Source organism: Ruegeria sp. BI7 (genome assembly GCF_056537925.1).
The window spans coordinates 99236-118470 of record NZ_JBQFSK010000007.1 but is presented as its reverse complement, the minus strand read 5'-3'; the positions used below and the strand labels follow the sequence as shown (position 1 = coordinate 118470).

Here is a 19235-nt window from a genome sequence, read left to right as displayed (position 1 = left end):
TGGCACAAGGTTTATCCTGAATGGCTCTATCCTTGGTTGGTTGGGAAATGCAAGGCATGACACGCGTTCTAGCGCTTTTGATAGCAATGATTCTTGGGGCAATGGGGCAAGCGCAGGCCGACTCGGTCGGTGATCTGCGGGCCGGGATGAACGAAATGCGTAAGGGCGACTGGAATGCCGCCCTGCGGGTGTCGGGCAATCGGGGGTCGGTCAGTCGCGACATCATTGTCTGGCACTGGCTGCGCGAAGGCTATGGCAGCTCAGGCGATGTGCTGGTGTTTCTGGAACGTCGACCGGATTGGCCAGGTCTGGCCTGGCTGCGTCGCAAAAGCGAGCCGGTCTTTACCGGGGCTGATCCCGATCGGGTCTTGAAATTCTACGCCGACGTACCGCCGCAATCCGCCGAAGGGGCGCTGAACTATGCCGTCGCCTTGATGGCCAAAGGGCGCGAAGGTGATGCCGAGGCTGACATTGTGGCAGCATGGCGCACCATGCCGATGGGTAAGGGTCTGCAGAAGAATTACCTTGAGAATTTCAGCAAGCTGCTGAAACCCCACCACGCGGCGCGGCTGGACCGGATGCTTTGGGACAACCATCTGGTCAGCGCGGGGCAGATGCTGCCCTTGGTCAGTGCTGATCAGCGCAAGCTGGCCGAAGCGCGGATTGCCCTGCAAAAACGCCTGCCCGGCGTAGATGGCAAGGTTGCAGCCGTTCCAAAATCCCTGGCCGACGCGCCTGGGTTGGCCTTTGACCGTTTTGTCTGGCGCGACCGGAAAGAGCTGGACAACAGCGCAATTGACCTGATGCTGGCACGCTCTACCGGGCCTGAGGCGCTGGGTGAACCTGACAAATGGGCCGAGGGCCGCCGCCGTCTGGCCCGGCTTGAGATGCGCAATGGCGACGTGAATCGCGCCTATCAGATCGCTGCGAACCATCACATGACGCCGGAAATGGGCTATGCCTATGCCGATCTGGAATGGCTGGCGGGGTTCTTGGCCCTGCGCAAGCTGAACGATCCGGCCACGGCCGTGCGGCATTTCCAGAACTTTTCAGGCGCGGTGCAGTCTCCGATCTCGAAAGGGCGCGGCGGATACTGGCTGGGTCGGGCCTATAGCGCGCAAGGCGATGCCGACAAAGCCTATGAAGCTTATGCGATGGGCGCGGATTATCAGACGTCGTTCTATGGCCTGTTGGCGGCTGAACGCATTGGACGACCGTTTGACAGCGAATTGGCCAACCCTCGCCGCGCGCCGCATTGGAAACAGGCCGAGTTTGCCGACTCCAGCGTGTTGGAAGCCGGGCTGCTGCTGTTGCGTGCGGGCGAAGATAACCTGTCCGAGCGCTTCCTAACCCATCTGGTAGAAGAACTGGATCAGGTGCAGGCGACGCAATTGGGCGATCTGGTGATCGAACTCAAGGAGCCGCATCTGGCGGTGATGATCGCCAAACGGGCGGCGAAAACGGGCGTTGTTCTGCCCGCCGCCTATTACCCGGTGCATCCGGTCGCCGATATGGGCCTGCCCATGGCGAAAGAGATGACCTTGGCCATCGCCCGTCGCGAAAGCGAGTTCGACCCGGTGGTGATCAGCGGCGCGGGCGCGCGCGGGCTGATGCAGGTGATGCCGGCCACGGCGCAACTGGTAGCTAAGGAGCTGGGAATTCTCAGCGGTCACAAGACAATCAAGCTGACCTCGGACTGGCAATACAACGCCAAGCTGGGCGCCAATTACCTGTCTGGGCTGGCAGAGGATTTCAACGGCAATGTGGTGATGATGGCCGCAGGCTATAATGCCGGGCCGCGCCGTCCGATATCGTGGATGGATCGGTATGGTGACCCCCGTGCCGGTGAGATCGACGTGGTCGACTGGATCGAAACCATCCCGTTCAGCGAGACGCGCAACTACGTGATGCGGGTGGCAGAAAGCCTGCCTGTTTATCGCGCGCGTCTGGGTCAGCCTGCACTGCCGATTCCATTCTCGCAGGAACTAATCGGTTCAACCCTGGCGTCGTTCGCGCCATAGGGTGAACAGACCTGCCGCCACGACCAAAGCTGCGCCCAGAACGACCTCTGGCCGCAGCGCCTCGCCAAAGACCGTGATGCCCAAAATCGTACCCCAGACCAGGTGGAAATAGGCAAAGGGCTGCACCGCGCTGGCCTCGGCCATCTCATAGCATTTGATCAGCAGCCAGTGGCCTAACACGCCGCTGACACACAACACCGCCATCCAGACCCAGTCCGGGCGGGCCATCGGTTCCCAGAACCACATTCCCACCGAAGTCATCGCAACAGCGCCCGCAATTCCAGTCCAGAAAAAGCTGGTGGCCGCACTGTCTATACGGGCAGCGAACCGGGTCAGTAGACCATAGAGTGCAAACATCAGCGCGGATATGAGCGGAACGATGGCCCACGGATTGAACACCCCGACCCCGGGCTGCAGGATGATCAGAACTCCAATGCAACCGACACCAATAGCGGACCAGCGTCTCCAACCTACTTTCTCACCAAGCACAGGACCGCTTAACGCTGCGACCAACAATGGATAACAGATAAACACAGCCATCGTGTCGATCAGGCCAAGAACGGTGAACGCAAACACGGCCACGCAAATCTCTGCCGCCAGCAAGACGCCACGAAACACCTGTAGCCCCAGCTGGCTCGTCTGCGCTGCGGCCCGTAACCCGCCCGGCGCGCGCGCTGCCAGCGCAATGACAAACGCGGCGAAGAACCAGTAGCGGATCATCACAACCATGTAGGTGTTGTAGGTCCCGGCCAGATGGCGCGAGATACCGTCCTGCAAGGCAAACACGATGGTGGCCGCGATCATCAGGCCAATTCCGGCCCGCACGTTATTCTGCTGCGTCATGGCTTGCGCGCCCGGGTCATATGACGCTTGCGGCCATAGCCGGGGGTTCGGGCGACGGTAAAGCCCGCCTCTTCCAGCCCGCGCCGCACAAATCCGGCGGCAGTGTAGGTGGCTACCGTGCCCTCGGCTGCCGTATGATCCGCCACCTGCTGCATCAGATCAGCCCCCCACAATTCAGGGTTCTTTGCCGGGGAAAACCCGTCCAGAAACCATGCATCTGCCCGACCAGCCCAGTCAGGCAATGTCTGACGAGCGTCGCCCTCGATCACTTCAAGGCGCAGGGTCCCCAGATCGCACCCGCCACTCTGCCACTGCGCCAGAAAACGGTCGCTCCACGGTGTCAATTCGGGGAACGATGCCATTGCGCGGGACATGTCCTCGGGCGTCATAGGAAAGGCTTCGAAACTGGTGAAGGTCAGGGGCGTGGTTTGGCCAGATTTCTCCCATTCGGACCACACAGTCAGCATGTTTAGACCCGTGCCAAAACCCAGCTCGGCGATACGAAACCCCGGCGCAAATCGCGCGGGCAGATCATTACCCGCCAGAAAGACATGCCGCGTTTCCTCCAACCCGTTCTGCAACGAATAATAAGGATCGTCGAAACGGTCCGAGACCGGGATCTGATCCTCGGTCCATGTCAGTTCGGCGCGCTGGTCTGCCATCGGGGAATCCTGTAGCTAAGCGGCGCGACACTGAACAAGGATAAGGGGAATGGCAATGGTCGATGTAACGGTGCGTGGCGCGGGCATCTTTGGCCTGTCCATTGCCTGGACCTGCGCCCGGCGCGGCGCCAAGGTACAGGTTGTCGATCCGTTCGGTCCCGGATCAGGCTCCAGCGGTGGTTTGGTCGGCGCGTTGGCCCCGCATGTGCCCGAAAACTGGAACGCCAAGAAGGCCTTTCAATTCGACAGCCTGATCCTGGCCGAACCCTTCTGGAAACAGGTCGAAGCCACCGGCGGGGTTTCCGCCGGGTATGCGCGTCTGGGCCGGTTGCAACCCGTCACTGACGCCCGCACATTGGAGCTTGCCCATGCCCGCGCGGTTACGGCGGACAAGCTGTGGCAGGGTCACGCCGAATGGCGTGTTGTTGCGACTGATACGCTTGGGTCATGGTGCCCACCCAGCCCAACCGGCTTCGTGATCCACGATACGCTAAGTGCCCGGATGCACCCCCGCCGCGCCTGCGCTGCGCTGGTTTCTGCGCTTGCGGTGATGGGTGTCGAGGTGGTGACAGACGCGCCGAACAAGGGGCAGGTTGTCCATGCCACTGGTCTGGCCGGACTACTGGAACTTAGCCAAGCCTTCGGCAAAACCGTCGGCAATGGCGTCAAGGGGCAGGCTGCGCTGTTGCGGTTCGATGCTGGGGAAGTGCCACAGCTGTTTGCGGATGCGATCCATATCGTCCCCCATGCGGATGGCACACTGGCGATCGGCTCGACCTCGGAACGCGAATATGATGACCCGGCCAGTACGGATGCCGCGCTGGATGATGTGCTGGATCGCGCCACCCGCGCGGTGCCTGTATTGCATGGGGCAGAGGTCATCGACCGCTGGGCCGGCGTGCGCCCCCGCAGCAAAAGTCGTGCCCCGATGCTGGGGGAACACCCGCTACATCAGGGGCAGTTCATCGCCAATGGAGGCTTCAAGATCGGCTTTGGCATGGCACCCAAAGTGGCCGAGGCCATGGCCGATCTGGTTCTGGACGGACGCGATAACATCCCCGACGATTTCCGGCCCGAAGCCTCACTCTGACCGGGCAACAGCTTCGGCGATCATACATTGCCGCCCATCGGGGCCGCTCACCCACAGGGTTTGCCCTTCCCGGCACAAGGTCGCGGTTTCAAAATGCATCAACGGCGCGGTTGCACGGAATGAGAACCGCGCCAAAGGCCCCTTCAATTCTTCGGCAAACAACATCAGCAGCTGCGCCAGCAGCGGGCCATGCACGACCAGTCCGGCATAACCTTCGACATCGCGGGCATAGTCCAGATCGTAATGGATACGGTGGCCATTGAAGGTCAGCGCCGAATAGCGAAACAGCAAGGTGGAATCGAACGTGACCTCGTGTCGGTCAGTTTCATCGGTGCGCGCCGTGGGTGGGGCGGGCTTGACCTGATCTGGCGAAGGGTCCTGACGGTACACCAGATCCTGCCATTCGGTCAGACAATGGGTATCCCCCTGCCAGATTTCATGCCGTAAAGTGACAAAACCGAGCGGCCCGCTGCGCCCGTCTTTCGAGGTTGCACTGTCGCAGGTCGACCGACGTTTGGCACTACGGCCCGCAATCAATGGCGCATTAAAATCCAATCGCCCTCCGGCCCACATACGGCGTGGCAGTCCCATGTCGGGGATCAGCCCGCCAACCTTGGGGTGACCATCACGGCCCAATTGGGACGGCGGGCGCGGCAACCAGAAATAGAGCTGATGGAAAAACGGCGGCAGCGGCGTTCCGTCGGTCACCCTTCCCTCCTGCCCCAGCGCCACCTGAAACGCGGCGGCGCGGGCCGGGTCAATCACATCGGTCTGAATTTCCTCTGCCATGGCCGCAGATTAGGCAGCCTGACCTGTGCGAACAAGCCTTAGAACCCCGCCTCGGACCGAAGCTTCTCCATCAGGGTTCGCAAGCTGCTTTCATAGCGGTCGCTGGTCAGTTTTCCATGTTCATCAAACTCGTTAGAGCTGTTGGCCAGATGGATCTCGGGCCCTTGCAGGATGCGCGGCTGGAACGGCACCATATAGCCACGCAACACCATCTGCGCGCGCTCACCCCCGGCACGACCCGCCGCCGCCGACATCACGGCGACCGGCTTGTCAGCCCAGGGGCGGCCCTCGGTTCGGCTGACCCAGTCCAACGCGTTTTTCAGCACGCCTGACGGGCCTTTGTTGTATTCGGGTGTGGAAATGATCACCGCATGCGCCTGCGCGATCTGATCGGTCAGAGTTTGAACAGGCGCGGGAATGCCTTCACCATCCTCCAGATCGCCATCATAGAGCGGCAGGTTCAGGTCGGCTTCGATATAGGTGCCGGGGTCGAACAGCCGCGCCGCCTCGCGTAGAAGTTTGCGGTTGGTGGCGCTTTGACGCAGCGAACCGGACAGGCTCAGAAGGATTGGTGCGGACATTGGGGAACTCCGGTTTGGGTTTCCCAATAGCTAGCCCAAAGCACGCGCGCACCAAAGCCCATGTGACGCGCAGTCAATGTGCGAAAAAGGGGCACCCGCAGGTGCCCCGTTTCGTCAGGTTTGGCCGCTGGGGACAATCTCGATATCAACCCGGCGGTTGCGGGCCTTGCCTTCGGGCGTCAGGTTCGACGCAGCGGGGCGGTTTTCCCCCAGCCCGATAGTCGTGAGACGGGCGCTGCTCACCCCATTGGCCTGCAGAATATCTGCCACGGACCGTGCACGGCGTTCGGACAGGGCCTGATTATAGGACGCCTCGCCATCGCTGTCGGTATGGCCGATGACCTGAATGTTCGAGTTCGGATACCGCGTCAGGTTCTGCCCTACCCGCACCAGATCGGCACGCAGCGCCGGGCGCACGGTCGCGCTGTCAGTGTCAAAGCTGATATCATTCGGCACGGTGACAATCAGGCGATCTCCGGCATTGGTGACGGTAATGCCCTGATTGGCCAGCTGCTGACGCAGTTCCGCCGCCTGCTTGTCCAGTTGGTTGCCGACCAGACCACCACCTGCAGCACCGATGGCACCACCTGCCAGCGCGCCCAACAGCGGATCCGAGTCGTTTGCAATGGCGCCAACTCCGGCCCCGACCAGACCACCCAGAATCGCACCTTGTCTGGTGTTCTGATTGGGGTCGGATGGCAGGTTCAGCGTGCCAGGGTCCGTACAGGCCGCCAAAACCAGAGCCGAGGATAGCCCGGCAGACAAAACAAATTTGGAAATCGTCATGATATCACCTTCTGCTCCGGCGCCCGTTCTTCGGGCGCGTATTGTTTGGCGCAGTATATCGCGTTGCCCGCAGGTGGGCTCAAGCAACAATCAAGTGAAATCGGCAAATACCTGCCACCTACGACGTACCTGTGGGGACATCCCAGTGATTCTGTTCCTGCCAGATCGCGCGCAACGGCTCACCCTGCCCGCAAAAGTGATCGTCAATCAACTCGCAGGCCCAGATACGGTCGGTACGGAAATGGCGGAACCCGTTCCGCAACTCGCACCACGCGGCCAGCATGGTGCATTCGATATGATAGATCAGCGCAACGGGCCGGACGATCCGTTCGGTCCGATCTTCGTTGGCATTGACATAGGTGATGCGGATTTTGCGCTCGTTCCGTATGGCCTCGCGATAGTTCACAACCGGTACGCAACCCTTTTCAGGATCATCCATCGGCGCCCCCCATGGGGCAACCTGCAACCAGTCTGTCGGCACGCGCAACGCCTCGATCTTGCGGCACACACGGTCGGCGGCCTGCTGCAGCGTGCTATCCCCGGTCCGTGCCAGCATCGACAGGCCGACCCACAAGGCCTCGACCTCTTCGGCATCGAAATTCAGCGGTGGCAGGTCATAGCCGCGCCGCATCAGATAGCCGACACCAGCCTCTCCCTCGATCGGGGTACGTTGCGCCTGAAGGGCCGCAATGTCGCGATAGACGGTGCGGGCAGACACCTCCAGCTTTTCTGCCAACATCTCAGCCGTCACCGGCGTTTCGGCTGAACGCAAAATCTGGATGATTTCAAACAGGCGTGTCGAACGGCGCATGGGGGTCTCCGATTGATCTGCTGACACACTAGCACACCCCCCTGACAGGGTGGTGTCAGGAGTGATGGGCCAGACTTGGGATCAGTTGAAAGGAGAGTTCCCATGCCAAGCCGCGACAATCACGTGATGATGACCTTGAAATTGGACCGCTGGGCGCAGGATCACACCCTGCGCGCCTTTGAAATCGAACGCGAAATCATGACCGCTCGCCGACCTTGCGCCCCTAAGAAACGAGCGAAGCGGTTTTCACTGGGCAATCTGAAACTGTTCTGGACCAGCACAGCCTAGGATTAGAAATCCGCCTTGGCGCGAAACTTCATTGCAACCCCGCCTTCGGGGCTTTTCAGGCGTAGCTCTTCGGAATGCAGCATCAGGCGCGGGAATTGCCGCGCCGCACCTTCGGCATAGAATGGGTCACCCAGGATCGGGTGACCCAGCGCCTGCATATGTACCCGAAGCTGGTGCGACCGGCCGGTCTTTGGAAACAGCCGCATGCGGGTTGTTTCGCCTTCATGCTTGACCACGCGCCAGTCGGTGACGGCCGCTTTGCCGGTCTCATGACACACCATCTGAAGCGGGCGGTTGGGCCAGTCCACGATCAGCGGCAGATCGACGGTTCCAGTCTTGTCCTCGACCCTCCCCCAGACGCGCGCCACATAGATCTTGCGGGTCTGACGGTTTTCGAACTGCATACTCAAATGCCGCTGAGCGTGGGGTGTCTGAGCAAAGACCATGACGCCGGAAGTGTCCCGATCCAGCCGATGCACCAACAGCGCTTGCGGAAACGTCGCCTGAACCCGCGTCAGCAAGCAATCGGCCAGATGCTCGCCCCGCCCCGGCACGGACAATAAGCCCGAGGGCTTGTTCACCACAATTAGCTGCGCATCCTCGTGCAACACGTCCAAGGGGGTCATCGGGGGATTATAGGTCTCGCTCATGCGCGCCTGCCTATCGCAGCGCGCGACCTCCCGCAACGTCGCGCTTGCCTGAACGGAACGGTTCAGCAACTCTCGCTCCAATACGGAAGGAGAGACCATGCATCCCACGATCAAACACATGCAAGAAGTGGTGGCCAAGGGCGATGAAAGCCTGATCCACGAGTTGCTGGCCGAGGATGTGCGGTTTTCACCGCCCACCTATTACAGCACCTGGACAGGGCGCGCACCGGTGGCGGCGGTACTGGGGCACGTGGGGCAAGTGTTCTCGGACTTCCGCTATCGCCGTGTGATGGGTGCGGGCAAGGACTGGGCGTTGGAGTTTCAGTGCAAGGTCGGTGACCTGGATGCGGTGGGTGTCGATTTGATCACACTGAACGATGATGGGCTGATCCAGGAATTCGAGGTCGTCATGCGCCCCCACAAAACCATCGGTGCCCTGCGCGAGGCGATGATGGCGCGGATCATGACCGATGCGCGGTTCCTAGAATTCAAGAACGCGCTCAACTGACCATGCCTTTTGCCCCGGATCAGCTGTTGCGCGTGCCCTTACTGCCGGTTCTGGCGATGCAGGGTCTGTTGGTGCGCCGCAACGCCCAATTGCTGCCGGAACCAATTGGCCCGTGCGAAGGGCGCGAAGGGCGTGGGCCCCGGTTGCGGTTGCTGATCACGGGCGACAGCTCGGCCGCCGGGGTCGGTGCGGGGACGCAGGCGCAAGCGCTGTCTGGGCATCTTGTGTCCCGACTGGCCAGTCACTACACGGTCGAATGGCGGCTTGAGGCCACCACTGGACACACAACTCAGGATACGATTGACCGATTGCGCGGCCTGAGCGGCCAGTTCGACATGGCAGTGACAGCGCTCGGTGTAAATGACGTGACGCGCGGCGTGACGTACAAGCGCTTCGTGGACCGCCAGACCCAATTGTTGAAGCTTTTGACTGGCCCTCTGGGCGTAAAACGATTGGCCGTTACAGCGGTACCGCAGATGAACCGGTTCCCGGCCCTGCCGCAGCCGCTGGCCTGGGTCTTAGGCCATCAGGCAAGGCGGTTGGATCAGGGCCTACGGCATGTTACGGCCAGCTTCGCGCAGGCGCGGTATCTGTCGATGGATCTGGCCGACGATCCGGCACTGGTCGCGCCGGACGGATATCACCCAAGTCCAAAAACCTATGCGATCTGGGCCGAAGAGGCGGCCCGCCTTTTGCGTCAGGCCTGAGCCCGCATCTGCCGGATCATCGGAATCGAATACACCACCAGAGCCGTCCAGATCAGAGGAAATGCAATCATGCGTCCTCGGTCAATCTGTTCACCAAACACGGTAATGGCGGTGATGAAAATCATGGTCGGAGCGATATATTGCAGAATACCCATGGTCGACAACCGTACCAGCTTGGCCCCATTGGCATAAACCAGCAGGGGCACCGCTGTCACCACCCCGGCCGCAGCCAGCAGCAAGGTGTCCGATGCACCCACCCCAAAATTGCCAGCACCTTTCACACCCAACCACGTGACGTACATCAACGCCGGGATCAGCAGGATCAGGACCTCAAGCAAAAAGCCTTGGTTGGGGCCAATGGGCAGTGACCGCTTGAAAAAGGCATAAAATCCCCACGTTACCATCAACCCCAGTGCTGGCCACGGCAGGCTACCCGCCTCGATGATCAAAGCCAGCACTCCAAGGGCCGCAATCGCCACTGCCATCAGCTGCGTTTTCGTCAAAGGCTCGCGCAGCAGAACCGCGCCCAGCGCAATGCTGAACAACGGGTTGATGTAATATCCCAGCGCAGCATCCAAAGCCCGGTCATTGGCAATCGACCAGACATAGATTGCCCAATTCACCGAGATCAGCGCTGCCGTCAGGCAAGCCATCCCTAACATCTTTGGGTTTACCAGCGCCGCCTTCAGATCCCGCGTACGCCCCAGCGCCACAAGCAACAACCCGGCCACAGGCACCGACCAGATGACGCGATGCGCAACAATCTCAACCGGGCCAACGTGCGACAGTGCCTTCATATACAGGGGCAAAAATCCCCACAGGACATAGGCCGTCACAGCCAGCGCAAGCCCTTTGGGCGTGTCTGCATTGTTCGATGGTAGGGGGGCGTCTGCCACGGCGGGTCTCCGACTGATACCGTATTTCTCTACGGCAAATCAGACTAGCTTGGAAACCGCGAAAACTGTGAAGAGGGTCATCAGGAAATCTGATACGTCGTGCCAATACAGGCAGGCACCAAAATCGAGCGGGGCGCCGCAGCGCCCCGACAATTTGATTACACCTTAACGCGTTCGGATTTCGGGTCATACATCGGCTTCAGCGAAGCCTCTGCCTTGACCTTCACACCGCACACGTCGATCTCGTAGGTCGAGGCCAGCACATCTGCTGCCTTCTCACCCTCACACGGGACATAGCCCAGACCGATGGCACCACCCAACGTGTGGCCATAGTTGCCTGAACTCAGATAACCCACATATTCGCCATCCCGGATGATCGGTTCGTTGTGGAACAGCAGCGGTTCGGCATCGGTCAGTTTGAACTGGACCAGACGGTTCTTCGGCCCGCTTTCCTTACGTGCAATCACCGCCTCGCGGCCGATAAAGTCGCTGCCCTTGTCGACCTTCACGGCAAAGCCCAGGCCCGCATCGACCACGTGATCCTCACAGGTGATGTCATGGCCGAAATGGCGGAAGCCCTTCTCGATCCGGCAACTGTCCATCATATGCATGCCGCACAGTTTCAGACCCATGTCCTGCCCGGCCTCGTGCAAGGTTTCAAACACGTGCCCTGCCATGTCGGATGAAACATAGATTTCCCAACCAAGCTCACCCACATAGGTCACGCGATGCGCGCGAGCGAGGCCCATGCCAATCTCAATCTCCTGCGCGGTGCCAAACGGGTTGGTCGCGTTCGAGAAATCACTGGGTGAGACTTTCTCCAGCAGCGTACGCGCATTCGGCCCCATAACGGCCAGAACGCCCTCGCCCGCGGTGACATCGGTGATGACCACGTTGAAGTTACCTGCGTGACGCATCATCCAGGTCTGGTCCGCCAGACGGGTCGCCGCCGGAGTGACCACCAGATAGGAAGTTTCCGTCAGGCGGGTGACGGTCACGTCCGCCTCAATCCCGCCGGTACGGTTCAAAAACTGAGTATAGACGATCTTGCCATTCGGCACCGAATAGTCGCCGCCGCCGACATAGTTCATGAACTTCTCAGCATCCGGTCCTTCGACGCGGATTTTACCGAACGAGGACATATCGTACATGCCCACATTCTCACGCACGGTGTGGTGTTCGGTGGCCGAGTTCTCAAACCAGTTCTGGCGCTTCCAGCTGTAGTGGTATTCTCGCTCTTGCCCTTCATTGGCAAACCAGTTGGCGCGCTCCCAACCAGCCAATTCGCCCATCACGGCGCCCTGTTCCAGCAGATGATGGTGGAACGGGGTCCGCCGCACACCCCGCGCGGAGGCTTTCTGGCGATAGGGATAGTGGTCGGCATAAAGCAGGCCCAGCGTTTCCTTAGAGCGTTCAAACAGATACTGCTTATTGCCCTGGAAAGGTTGCATCCGGCTGATGTCCACATCGCCCAGATCAAACGGCTTCTCGCCCGTATCCATCCATTCAGCCAGCGCCATACCCGCGCCACCGGCGGACTGGATACCGATCGAGTTGAACCCCGCGGCAACCCAGACATTGTCCATCTCGGGCGCGAGGCCCAGATGGTATGCATCATCGGGTGTGAAAGACTCCGGTCCGTTAAAGAAGGTATGGATACCGGCCTCGGCCAACATCGGCATCCGTTCACAGGCAGCTTCGAGGATCGGTTCGAAGTGATCAAAATCTTCAGGCAGCTGGTCAAACTCGAACGTGTCAGGGATGCCGTTCATCGCCCAAGGCTTGGCGTTGGGCTCAAAGGCCCCTAGCAGGATTTTTCCTGCGTCTTCCTTGTAATAGGCGCATTCATCCGGCACCCGCAGCACCGGCAACTGGGTCAACCCGTCAATACTCTCGGTGACGATATAGAAGTGTTCGCACGCGTGCAGCGGGACATTGACGCCCGCCATGCGACCGACCTCATGCCCCCACATTCCCGCACAGTTCACCACCATGTCACATTCGATATGACCCGAGGCACTGCCGTCATCCGCAACCCAATCGACACCGGTCACCTTGCGGCCCTGCTTGACGATATCGGCAACCTTCACCCGCTCTTTGACAACCGCACCGCGTTGGCGTGCGCCCTTGGCCAAAGCCAGCGCAATGTTCGCCGGATCGCCCTGCCCGTCCAGCGGCAGGTAAACCGCGCCCGTCACACCTTCGAGGTTGATATGCGGATACAGTTCCTGAACGCGTTCGTTGGAAATCTCTTCGACTTCCACCCCAAAGGCACGGGCCATGGCAGCCTGGCGATAGATTTCTTCCTTGCGCTCTTCGGTCAACGCCACGGTGATCGACCCGCAGCGTTTGAAACCGGTGGCCACACCGGTCTCTTCCTCAAGCGAGCCGTAAAGCTCCTGACTGTATTTCGCCAACTTGGTCATGTTCGCCGTGGCGCGCAGCTGCGCGATCAGACCGGCGGCATGCCATGTGGTGCCGCTGGTCAGTTGCTTGCGCTCCAGCAGCACAACGTCATTCCAGCCCTTCTTGGTCAAATGATATGCGACCGAGCATCCGATGACGCCGCCGCCGATGATGACCACTTTGGCCTTGCTGGGAAGATCAACCATCCTGAGAATCTCCGATGTGTCAGGTTTGCGCCAAAATGCCACGGAAGATCGACAATAAATGCGCCAAAACCGTCACTGTATTGGCGATTTTCACCGTTGTATCGCGGCCCGTTTTTCCCGCCTTACAACAAAGGGCGTAACCCCGAAGAAGCTTTTGTAGACCGAGGAAAAACCGTTGGGAAAACCGCAGGCAAGCCCGATTTCACGAACGCTCATTGTGGTGTTCAGCAGCAGGTTATTTGCCTTGGCCAGTCGCATTTCACGATAGAATCCATTGGGCGTGGTACCGAAAAAGGTTTTGAACTTCCGCTCTAGCGAACGGTTCGACAGGTGCAGCGACTCGACGATCTGATGGATTGGCATCGGGTCTTCAATGTTGGCCTGCATCAGCTTGATGCACTGATCCAGTCTGGCGTCGCCCGTCGCGGTCAGTTTCGCCCCGGAAAACGGCTGCATTGATGAAAAATCGCGGATGTTTTCATGCAGCATGATATCGGCCACCGTCATCTTGGCAGGTCCCGAGATATGGCGACCGATCACCGCCAGCGCCACATCTGTTGTCGCCTCCATCCCGGCACAGGTCACCACCGCGCCCTGTTCGGTGGCAATGGACAGCTTGGCCTCGAACCGGGCGCCGCGCTCACGCAGGAACGAGGCGTTCTCCCAATGGGTCGCCATGTCGCCCGTGCCGTGTTCGTTGATATAGCGGCTGGCGGCCTCGGCCAGAAGGAACACCTTGGCCCCGCGGAACGTATAACTCGACACGACACGCCCCAGTGAAAGGTCAGGGTGATCCGGGTCAGAATTGCCGATCACGAACAGGTAATCCGCCTTGGGCTGCGCCGGAACGGGATCGGTCTGAACCATCGCTTCACTGCTGCTGGATATCGGGCCCCCTTTTAGTGACCGGTAGGCATAGGAGAACGGAGGCGTTGGGCACACGCGGTTGGCCAGTCGCAGAACTTCAACCAGCGAGGCCAGTTCCAACAACACATAGCCGGGTGCCACCAGGATATCGAAGTGCTGCTGTGTCTGCGGTAAGTTGTCCGAACGTGTCCGCATCGCCTTTTCCTCAGACAATCCGGTGGCCGGCTGCGCGCAGCCGGCCGGCCAGCGTTTCGATGTGATCCGGGCCAACTTCGCAACAGCCACCCACAATCGTCGCCCCCTGCGCCACCCAGGCCATGGCGTGATCGGCATAGGCATCAGGTCCAAGATCCTGACGTTGTTCCAATGCATCGACTGTGGGTGCGTCTTTCAGAAATCCTTCTGATATTCCGGTGAACCCGTTGGCATAGGCCCCGAACGGGCGGCCCATCTGCGCAATGATCGGCAGCGCCGCGGGAATCGCCTCGGGACGCGAACAGTTGATCAAGATGGCGTCGGGCGCAAAGCGTGCCACAACCGGTTCGATATCCCTCAACGGCTCGCCCGAGCGTAGGCGGGTTCCGTCCTCATCCATCACCGACAGCCCCAACCAGACAGGTTTGCCGCAGCCCTCTGTCCCGCGCAAAGCGCCTTGGGCTTCCCGCACCGAACACACCGTTTCAATCAGGAAAAGATCGACGCGCGTGGTCATCAGCGACACTAGCTCCCGAAACTTATTCGCCGCATCTGTCGGGTCAGGGTTCAGGTCGGGTCGGTACGAAGCCAATAGCGGCCCTAGCGATCCGGCAATCCGCCCTCTGGTTCCTGCACATGCTCGTTCTGCCTGGGTCAGGGCAGTGTCGATCAGGTTTGCGACCTGATCCTCCATCCCCACGCGCACCAGACGCGAGCGGTGGACGGCATAGGTGTTTGTGGTGGCGACAGTTGCACCACGACGAAAGTAGTCGTCATGTACGTCACCCACCAGTTCGGGATAGTCGATCATCACCCGCGTCGACCACAGTGGCGTGGCCCGGTCCCCGCTGCGCTTGACCAGTTCCTGTCCGATTGAGCCATCCAGAAGAGTGATATCCGCCATATCTCATCCTTTTCAGGGAATCAGCACAAGTTTGCCCGCAAACGCCTTGGATTGAAAATCAGCCTGCGCGGTTGCGATGTCCTTTAGCGGATAAGTCTTTGCGATCAAGGGCATGATGCGTCCGCCATTGATCATCTCAACCAGCCGTCCGAACACCTCGAACGCCTGATGGGTGCAGCCGTGAATGGTGATGTCGCGCAAATAGATATCTCGCAGGTCGGCCTTTACGATCGGGCCGGCGATGGCACCCGAAACCGCGTAGTGGCCACCCGGTTTCAACGCCAGGATCAAGCCGGGCCATGCCGGGCCGCCCACAACGTCGATCACCACGTCGAACATATCGGCTGGCAGTGCGGCATCACGGTCGAACGTATCCGCGGCGCCCTGCAATTTGACCACTTCGGCCTTGGACGGGCTGGTCACGCCCCAGACGGTTGCCCCCCGCAACACCGCCAGCTGTACGGCCGCCAGACCGACGCCACCTGACGCGCCGGTGATCAGCACCTTTTGCCCCGAGGTCACACCTGCGCGGGCCAGCAGGTTCTCGGCCGTGCCAAAGGCGCAGGGGATGGCGGCGATTTCCACGTCAGACAGGGGCGAGGCGCTGACGTCGTACAGATCATCCGCCTCAACCAGACAGTATTGCGCAAATGCGCCGTCCAACTCCGAGCCCAGCGCAACGAAACCGGTCGGGTGACCGGGTCTGGGGCGGGGCAGGTTGATCGGGCAGGTCACGCGTTGGCCCGGTTGGAACGCCACCCCTGAACCCACTTGTTCAACGACACCACACAGATCACCACCCTGAATGCGTGGAAACTGCAGCGCACCGCCCCAACCTCCGGCATCGACGTCCTGATCAACAGAATCCGTCGCGCCTGTCACATCCGAGGAATACCAGCCGACCCGCGTATTGATATCCGTGTTGTTCACCCCGGCGGCCTTTACCCGAACCAGCGCCTGCCCCGGACCCGGTTGCGGTACCGGAAGGTCGTCGCGCCATTCCAACACCTCGGGTCCGCCGTGTTGGGTCAGATAAACGCCGGACATGACTGTGGGTGTCGTCATCAGATACTGCCTTTATGCCTGATCGTCTGGATGCGACGGAACGGGACCCATCGGGATGATGTCATAGCGGGCGTTTAGTGCTGCCATCTTAGCCTCATCAGCGAAATCGGCGTTGGTCATAGTCGAAATTTCTGCAAGGAAACCGTCAAACCCCGAAGGCTGAAAAATCATCAACATCCGCGCCGGTGCCCCATCGGCCACGCGACAAGCATGCGGAACCCCTGGCGGGACATGCATCGTGGTACCAGGACCGCATCGATGCCAGTCACCGTCGACATAGAAATCCACTGCACCTTCCAAGAAATAGAAGGTCTCGGCATGGGTATCGTGGCGATGAAGGCCAAGCGCGAAGCTGGCCTTCAGATTGTCTTCCATGAGCGTATAGGCACCATTCGTATCTCGGGCCGAAACCTTTACGAACGTATGGTCGTTTTCCCAGTCATAGTTGGGACCCTCACCGGGCCCCAATTTGGAATATCGCTTGCTCATGGCTCCTCCGACAGGGGTTATGCGCGCAGCCGCTCGTTCTGAGGATCCCACAGCGGTTGATCCTCTTCTACCACGGCACGGCATTTCCGGCCGTAAATCTCGACCTCAAGTTCGGTGCCGGGGTTGGCAAGCTCGGCCTTGATCATGCCCAGCGCAATGGATTTGCCAACACGGTAGCCCCATGCGCCCGAGGTGGTTTCGCCAACGATTTCACCATTCTGCCAGATGCAAGACATGTAAGGCGCGTCGCAATCGCCTGCATCCACGGTCAGGGTGACAAAGGATTTCTTCACGCCCTGCTGCTTTTCGTTCTGGATCGCAGCCTTGCCGGGGAAATCCTGCGGCTTGTCCAGTTTGACGAAGCGACCCAGTCCACCTTCCAGCAGCGAATAGTCGGTCGACAGGTCGCCCTTCCAGGCGCGATATCCCTTTTCGATCCGCAGCGAGTTCAACGCATACATCCCGAACGGCTTGGCCCCCGCATCAATGATCGCGTCATAGATGGCAGGCATATGCTCGTTCAGGGCATGCACTTCCCAGCCCAGCTCACCGGCAAAGGACACGCGGATCAGATAAGCAGGCTGCCCGGCGACGGTGGCCGCTTGGTGGGTCAGCCACCCGGTGGTCAGATCGGCATCCGACAAACCCGACAGGATATCCCGCGATTTCGGGCCGGTCACGATCAGCGTGTCGCGTGTGGTGGTGACATCCTCGACTGAAACGCCAGCAGGCATCGCATTCACCAGAATATCGCGATCGTGCCATTGCGCCGTGGCGGCGGTGATCATGACAAACTCATCCTCGCCCAGACGCAGGCAGGACATCTCAGTCAGGATGCGACCGCGGTCATCCGAGATATAGACAAGATTGATGCGTCCGACCTTGGGCAGACCACCTGCCACCAGCCCGCGCAGGGCCTCGGCCGCGCCCTCGCCTTTGACCATAAAGCGCGAGAAGCCCGGCAGATCCAGCACACCGCAATTGTCGCGCACGGCCTCGCATTCTTCTTTGATCCGCTGCTCCCACGGGCCCGAGCGGCCCCAGGTATGAGTGGCTTCTAGCGAGGTGTCGTCACCCGGTTGTGCAAACCAGTTGGCGCGTTCCCAGCCGTTGTAGACCCCCATGACTCCGCCCAGTTCCCGTACCTTGGCGTGGACCGGCGACAGCTTCTTGTCACGTGCTGCGGGCCATTCGTGATGCGGGAAGTGCATGGCGTATTCGTTGCCGTAAACTTCCATGCCCTTCTGGTTACAGTAATCCTGATCGGTGTAATCGGTATAGCGGCGCGGATCGACGGCCCACATGTCCCATTCGGTGTGACCATCGACGATCCACTCTGCCAGTACCTTGCCTGCACCTCCGCCCTGCGCAATGCCAAAGGTAAAGCTGTGCGCCTCAAAGGCGTTTTTCACACCTGGCATCGGACCGATCAGTGGCAGACCGTCCGGCGCGTAAGGAATCGGGCCGTTGATCACGCGACCAACGCCCGAGGTTGCCATCAGCGGCACCCGTTCCATCGCGTCGGTGACGATGTCCTCAATCCGATCCAGATCGTCATTCCAAAGCTGGAACGAGAAATCCTCGGGCATCGGGTCGTCTTCGCTCATCCAGTGGCCCTTGCAGTTGGGCTCATACGGGCCAAGGTTGAAGCCGTGCTTCTCTTGCCGCAGGTAGTACGAGATATCTACGTCGCGCAGCAGCGGCAGCTTCTTGCCGCCGTTTTCCTTGGACCATTCTTCAACCTCGGGGATTTCGTCGGTCAGCAGGTACTGGTGACTCATGACCATCGCGGGCACAGTGCGGCCACCGTAAGGCTTGAACCACTCACCCACGCGCTGCGCGTAATACCCAGCAGCGTTGACCACATAGTCACAGGCGATATCGCCCTTGTCAGTGTGTACGGTCCAAGTGCCGTCGTCGTGCTGGGTCACGCCGGTTGCCGGGCAGAACCGGATGATCTTTTGTCCCATGTCGCGGGCACCCTTGGCCAACGCCTGTGTCAACTGCGCCGGGTCAATGTCACCATCGGTCGGATCATACAGCACGCCCTCAAGATCATGCGTTTCAAGGAAGGGATAGCGTTCCTTGGCCTCTTCTGGGGTCCACATCTCCATCGGGATGCCCTGGTACAGGCCCATCGACATGGCACGCTCAAACTCCTGCATCCGCTCTTTGCTGTGCGCCAAACGGATCGAACCGGACTGATGATAGTTCATCGGATAGTCGACTTCTTCACCCAGCCGCGCATACAGCTCGGTCGAGTACCGCTGCATGTTCATGATCGCCCACGAGGTCGAAAACGTCGGCACGTTACCCGCCGCGTGCCAGGTCGAGCCTGCGGTCAGCTCGTTCTTTTCCAGCAGAACGCAGTCGGTCCAGCCTTTCTTGGCCAGATGGTACAGCGAGGAGGCCCCCACCACACCGCCACCGATAACAACCACGCGGGCTTTTGTCGGAAAATCGCTCATTGG

General features: G+C 60.1%; 19 protein-coding genes. 5 read left to right on the top strand and 14 right to left on the bottom strand.

Annotation, left to right across the window (positions count from 1 at the left end):
- Positions 1–56 precede the first annotated feature (56 nt).
- Positions 57–2021, top strand: a complete 1965-nt coding sequence (locus ACR0JB_RS15980) for a lytic transglycosylase domain-containing protein (protein ID WP_480790068.1) — start codon at positions 57–59, stop codon at positions 2019–2021.
- On the opposite strand, the gene ACR0JB_RS15975 is transcribed toward ACR0JB_RS15980, so the two are convergent.
- Both ACR0JB_RS15975 and mnmC2 read right to left on the bottom strand, forming a co-directional pair.
- On the bottom strand, positions 1995–2864 hold the full coding sequence (locus ACR0JB_RS15975; RefSeq protein WP_480645135.1) for a DMT family transporter: 870 nt from the start codon (positions 2862–2864) through the stop codon (positions 1995–1997). The two genes, ACR0JB_RS15980 and ACR0JB_RS15975, sit on opposite strands and share 27 nt — an antisense overlap.
- Positions 2861–3526, bottom strand: a complete 666-nt coding sequence (mnmC2, locus tag ACR0JB_RS15970; protein WP_170578102.1) for a tRNA (5-methylaminomethyl-2-thiouridine)(34)-methyltransferase MnmC2 — start codon at positions 3524–3526, stop codon at positions 2861–2863. The genes ACR0JB_RS15975 and mnmC2 overlap by 4 nt, the downstream gene beginning before the upstream one ends.
- 49 nt (positions 3527–3575) lie before the next feature.
- Between mnmC2 and ACR0JB_RS15965 the strand changes: the two genes are divergently transcribed.
- Positions 3576–4616 carry an NAD(P)/FAD-dependent oxidoreductase gene (locus ACR0JB_RS15965; RefSeq protein ID WP_170578104.1) on the top strand — a complete coding sequence of 347 codons (1041 nt, stop codon included), beginning with the start codon at positions 3576–3578 and terminating at the stop codon, positions 4614–4616.
- On the opposite strand, the gene ACR0JB_RS15960 is transcribed toward ACR0JB_RS15965, so the two are convergent.
- The 4 genes from ACR0JB_RS15960 to ACR0JB_RS15945 all read right to left on the bottom strand — a co-directional run bounded on the left by ACR0JB_RS15960 (position 4608) and on the right by ACR0JB_RS15945 (position 7583).
- Positions 4608–5405 carry an HTD2 family dehydratase gene (locus ACR0JB_RS15960; protein WP_170398303.1) on the bottom strand — a complete coding sequence of 266 codons (798 nt, stop codon included), beginning with the start codon at positions 5403–5405 and terminating at the stop codon, positions 4608–4610. The two genes, ACR0JB_RS15965 and ACR0JB_RS15960, sit on opposite strands and share 9 nt — an antisense overlap.
- A 38-nt stretch (positions 5406–5443) precedes the next feature.
- Positions 5444–5986 carry an NADPH-dependent FMN reductase gene (locus tag ACR0JB_RS15955; protein ID WP_170398300.1) on the bottom strand — a complete coding sequence of 181 codons (543 nt, stop codon included), beginning with the start codon at positions 5984–5986 and terminating at the stop codon, positions 5444–5446.
- Positions 5987–6100: 114 nt separating this feature from the next.
- Positions 6101–6772, bottom strand: coding sequence for a YiaD family glycine zipper/OmpA-like lipoprotein (locus tag ACR0JB_RS15950; protein WP_170351018.1), 672 nt, complete (start codon positions 6770–6772; stop codon positions 6101–6103).
- Positions 6773–6890: 118 nt separating this feature from the next.
- On the bottom strand, positions 6891–7583 hold the full coding sequence (locus ACR0JB_RS15945; protein WP_170351019.1) for a helix-turn-helix transcriptional regulator: 693 nt from the start codon (positions 7581–7583) through the stop codon (positions 6891–6893).
- 102 nt (positions 7584–7685) lie between these two features.
- On the opposite strand from ACR0JB_RS15945, the gene ACR0JB_RS15940 reads away from it, so the two are divergent.
- Positions 7686–7871, top strand: a complete 186-nt coding sequence (locus tag ACR0JB_RS15940; RefSeq protein ID WP_170398297.1) for a hypothetical protein — start codon at positions 7686–7688, stop codon at positions 7869–7871.
- Positions 7872–7873: 2 nt separating this feature from the next.
- Here the strand turns inward: ACR0JB_RS15940 and ACR0JB_RS15935 are convergent, their stop codons facing one another.
- Positions 7874–8521, bottom strand: a complete 648-nt coding sequence (locus ACR0JB_RS15935) for an RluA family pseudouridine synthase (protein WP_170398294.1) — start codon at positions 8519–8521, stop codon at positions 7874–7876.
- A gap of 97 nt (positions 8522–8618) precedes the next feature.
- On the opposite strand from ACR0JB_RS15935, the gene ACR0JB_RS15930 reads away from it, so the two are divergent.
- Together ACR0JB_RS15930 and ACR0JB_RS15925 are read left to right on the top strand one after the other, a co-directional pair.
- Positions 8619–9029, top strand: a complete 411-nt coding sequence (locus tag ACR0JB_RS15930) for a nuclear transport factor 2 family protein (RefSeq protein ID WP_170398292.1) — start codon at positions 8619–8621, stop codon at positions 9027–9029.
- A 2-nt stretch (positions 9030–9031) separates the two neighbouring features.
- The gene (locus ACR0JB_RS15925; protein WP_170398290.1) at positions 9032–9736 is read left to right on the top strand and encodes an SGNH/GDSL hydrolase family protein; all 705 of its coding nucleotides are present in this window, start codon (positions 9032–9034) and stop codon (positions 9734–9736) included.
- Here ACR0JB_RS15925 and rarD read toward each other — a convergent pair.
- The 7 genes from rarD to ACR0JB_RS15890 all read right to left on the bottom strand — a co-directional run bounded on the left by rarD (position 9727) and on the right by ACR0JB_RS15890 (position 19232).
- Positions 9727–10632 (bottom strand): EamA family transporter RarD, encoded by a 906-nt coding sequence (gene rarD / locus ACR0JB_RS15920; protein ID WP_170398288.1) that lies wholly within the window; start codon positions 10630–10632, stop codon positions 9727–9729. The genes ACR0JB_RS15925 and rarD overlap by 10 nt on opposite strands.
- A 158-nt stretch (positions 10633–10790) precedes the next feature.
- A complete protein-coding gene (locus ACR0JB_RS15915; RefSeq protein ID WP_170506701.1) occupies positions 10791–13244 on the bottom strand; it encodes a GcvT family protein in 2454 nt (817 codons plus the stop codon).
- Positions 13245–13334: 90 nt separating this feature from the next.
- Positions 13335–14306 carry a GlxA family transcriptional regulator gene (locus tag ACR0JB_RS15910; protein WP_170351026.1) on the bottom strand — a complete coding sequence of 324 codons (972 nt, stop codon included), beginning with the start codon at positions 14304–14306 and terminating at the stop codon, positions 13335–13337.
- A gap of 10 nt (positions 14307–14316) precedes the next feature.
- Positions 14317–15210 carry a homocysteine S-methyltransferase family protein gene (locus ACR0JB_RS15905; RefSeq protein WP_480785875.1) on the bottom strand — a complete coding sequence of 298 codons (894 nt, stop codon included), beginning with the start codon at positions 15208–15210 and terminating at the stop codon, positions 14317–14319.
- Between the two features lie 12 nt (positions 15211–15222).
- Entirely contained in the window at positions 15223–16275 is a 1053-nt protein-coding gene (locus ACR0JB_RS15900; protein ID WP_480645142.1) for an alcohol dehydrogenase catalytic domain-containing protein, read from the bottom strand.
- A gap of 12 nt (positions 16276–16287) precedes the next feature.
- The gene (locus ACR0JB_RS15895; protein ID WP_480790067.1) at positions 16288–16764 is read right to left on the bottom strand and encodes a cupin domain-containing protein; all 477 of its coding nucleotides are present in this window, start codon (positions 16762–16764) and stop codon (positions 16288–16290) included.
- Positions 16765–16781: 17 nt separating this feature from the next.
- Entirely contained in the window at positions 16782–19232 is a 2451-nt protein-coding gene (locus ACR0JB_RS15890; protein WP_480790066.1) for a GcvT family protein, read from the bottom strand.
- Between the last annotated feature and the right edge of the window lie 3 nt (positions 19233–19235).

Bases quoted from the DNA above. Each gene is read 5' to 3' on its own strand.
- ACR0JB_RS15965 (WP_170578104.1), top strand. From the start codon at position 3,576: ATGGCAATGGTCGATGTAACGGTGCGTGGCGCGGGCATCTTTGGCCTG.
- ACR0JB_RS15955 (WP_170398300.1), bottom strand. From the start codon at position 5,986: ATGTCCGCACCAATCCTTCTGAGCCTGTCCGGTTCGCTGCGTCAAAGC.
- ACR0JB_RS15905 (WP_480785875.1), bottom strand. From the start codon at position 15,210: ATGGCGGATATCACTCTTCTGGATGGCTCAATCGGACAGGAACTGGTC.
- ACR0JB_RS15945 (WP_170351019.1), bottom strand. From the start codon at position 7,583: ATGCGCCGTTCGACACGCCTGTTTGAAATCATCCAGATTTTGCGTTCA.
- ACR0JB_RS15975 (WP_480645135.1), bottom strand. From the start codon at position 2,864: ATGACGCAGCAGAATAACGTGCGGGCCGGAATTGGCCTGATGATCGCG.
- ACR0JB_RS15950 (WP_170351018.1), bottom strand. From the start codon at position 6,772: ATGACGATTTCCAAATTTGTTTTGTCTGCCGGGCTATCCTCGGCTCTG.
- ACR0JB_RS15910 (WP_170351026.1), bottom strand. From the start codon at position 14,306: ATGCGGACACGTTCGGACAACTTACCGCAGACACAGCAGCACTTCGAT.
- ACR0JB_RS15925 (WP_170398290.1), top strand. From the start codon at position 9,032: ATGCCTTTTGCCCCGGATCAGCTGTTGCGCGTGCCCTTACTGCCGGTT.
- mnmC2 (WP_170578102.1), bottom strand. From the start codon at position 3,526: ATGGCAGACCAGCGCGCCGAACTGACATGGACCGAGGATCAGATCCCG.
- ACR0JB_RS15960 (WP_170398303.1), bottom strand. From the start codon at position 5,405: ATGGCAGAGGAAATTCAGACCGATGTGATTGACCCGGCCCGCGCCGCC.
- ACR0JB_RS15980 (WP_480790068.1), top strand. From the start codon at position 57: ATGACACGCGTTCTAGCGCTTTTGATAGCAATGATTCTTGGGGCAATG.
- ACR0JB_RS15895 (WP_480790067.1), bottom strand. From the start codon at position 16,764: ATGAGCAAGCGATATTCCAAATTGGGGCCCGGTGAGGGTCCCAACTAT.
- ACR0JB_RS15900 (WP_480645142.1), bottom strand. From the start codon at position 16,275: ATGACGACACCCACAGTCATGTCCGGCGTTTATCTGACCCAACACGGC.
- ACR0JB_RS15890 (WP_480790066.1), bottom strand. From the start codon at position 19,232: ATGAGCGATTTTCCGACAAAAGCCCGCGTGGTTGTTATCGGTGGCGGT.
- ACR0JB_RS15930 (WP_170398292.1), top strand. From the start codon at position 8,619: ATGCATCCCACGATCAAACACATGCAAGAAGTGGTGGCCAAGGGCGAT.
- ACR0JB_RS15940 (WP_170398297.1), top strand. From the start codon at position 7,686: ATGCCAAGCCGCGACAATCACGTGATGATGACCTTGAAATTGGACCGC.
- ACR0JB_RS15915 (WP_170506701.1), bottom strand. From the start codon at position 13,244: ATGGTTGATCTTCCCAGCAAGGCCAAAGTGGTCATCATCGGCGGCGGC.
- ACR0JB_RS15935 (WP_170398294.1), bottom strand. From the start codon at position 8,521: ATGAGCGAGACCTATAATCCCCCGATGACCCCCTTGGACGTGTTGCAC.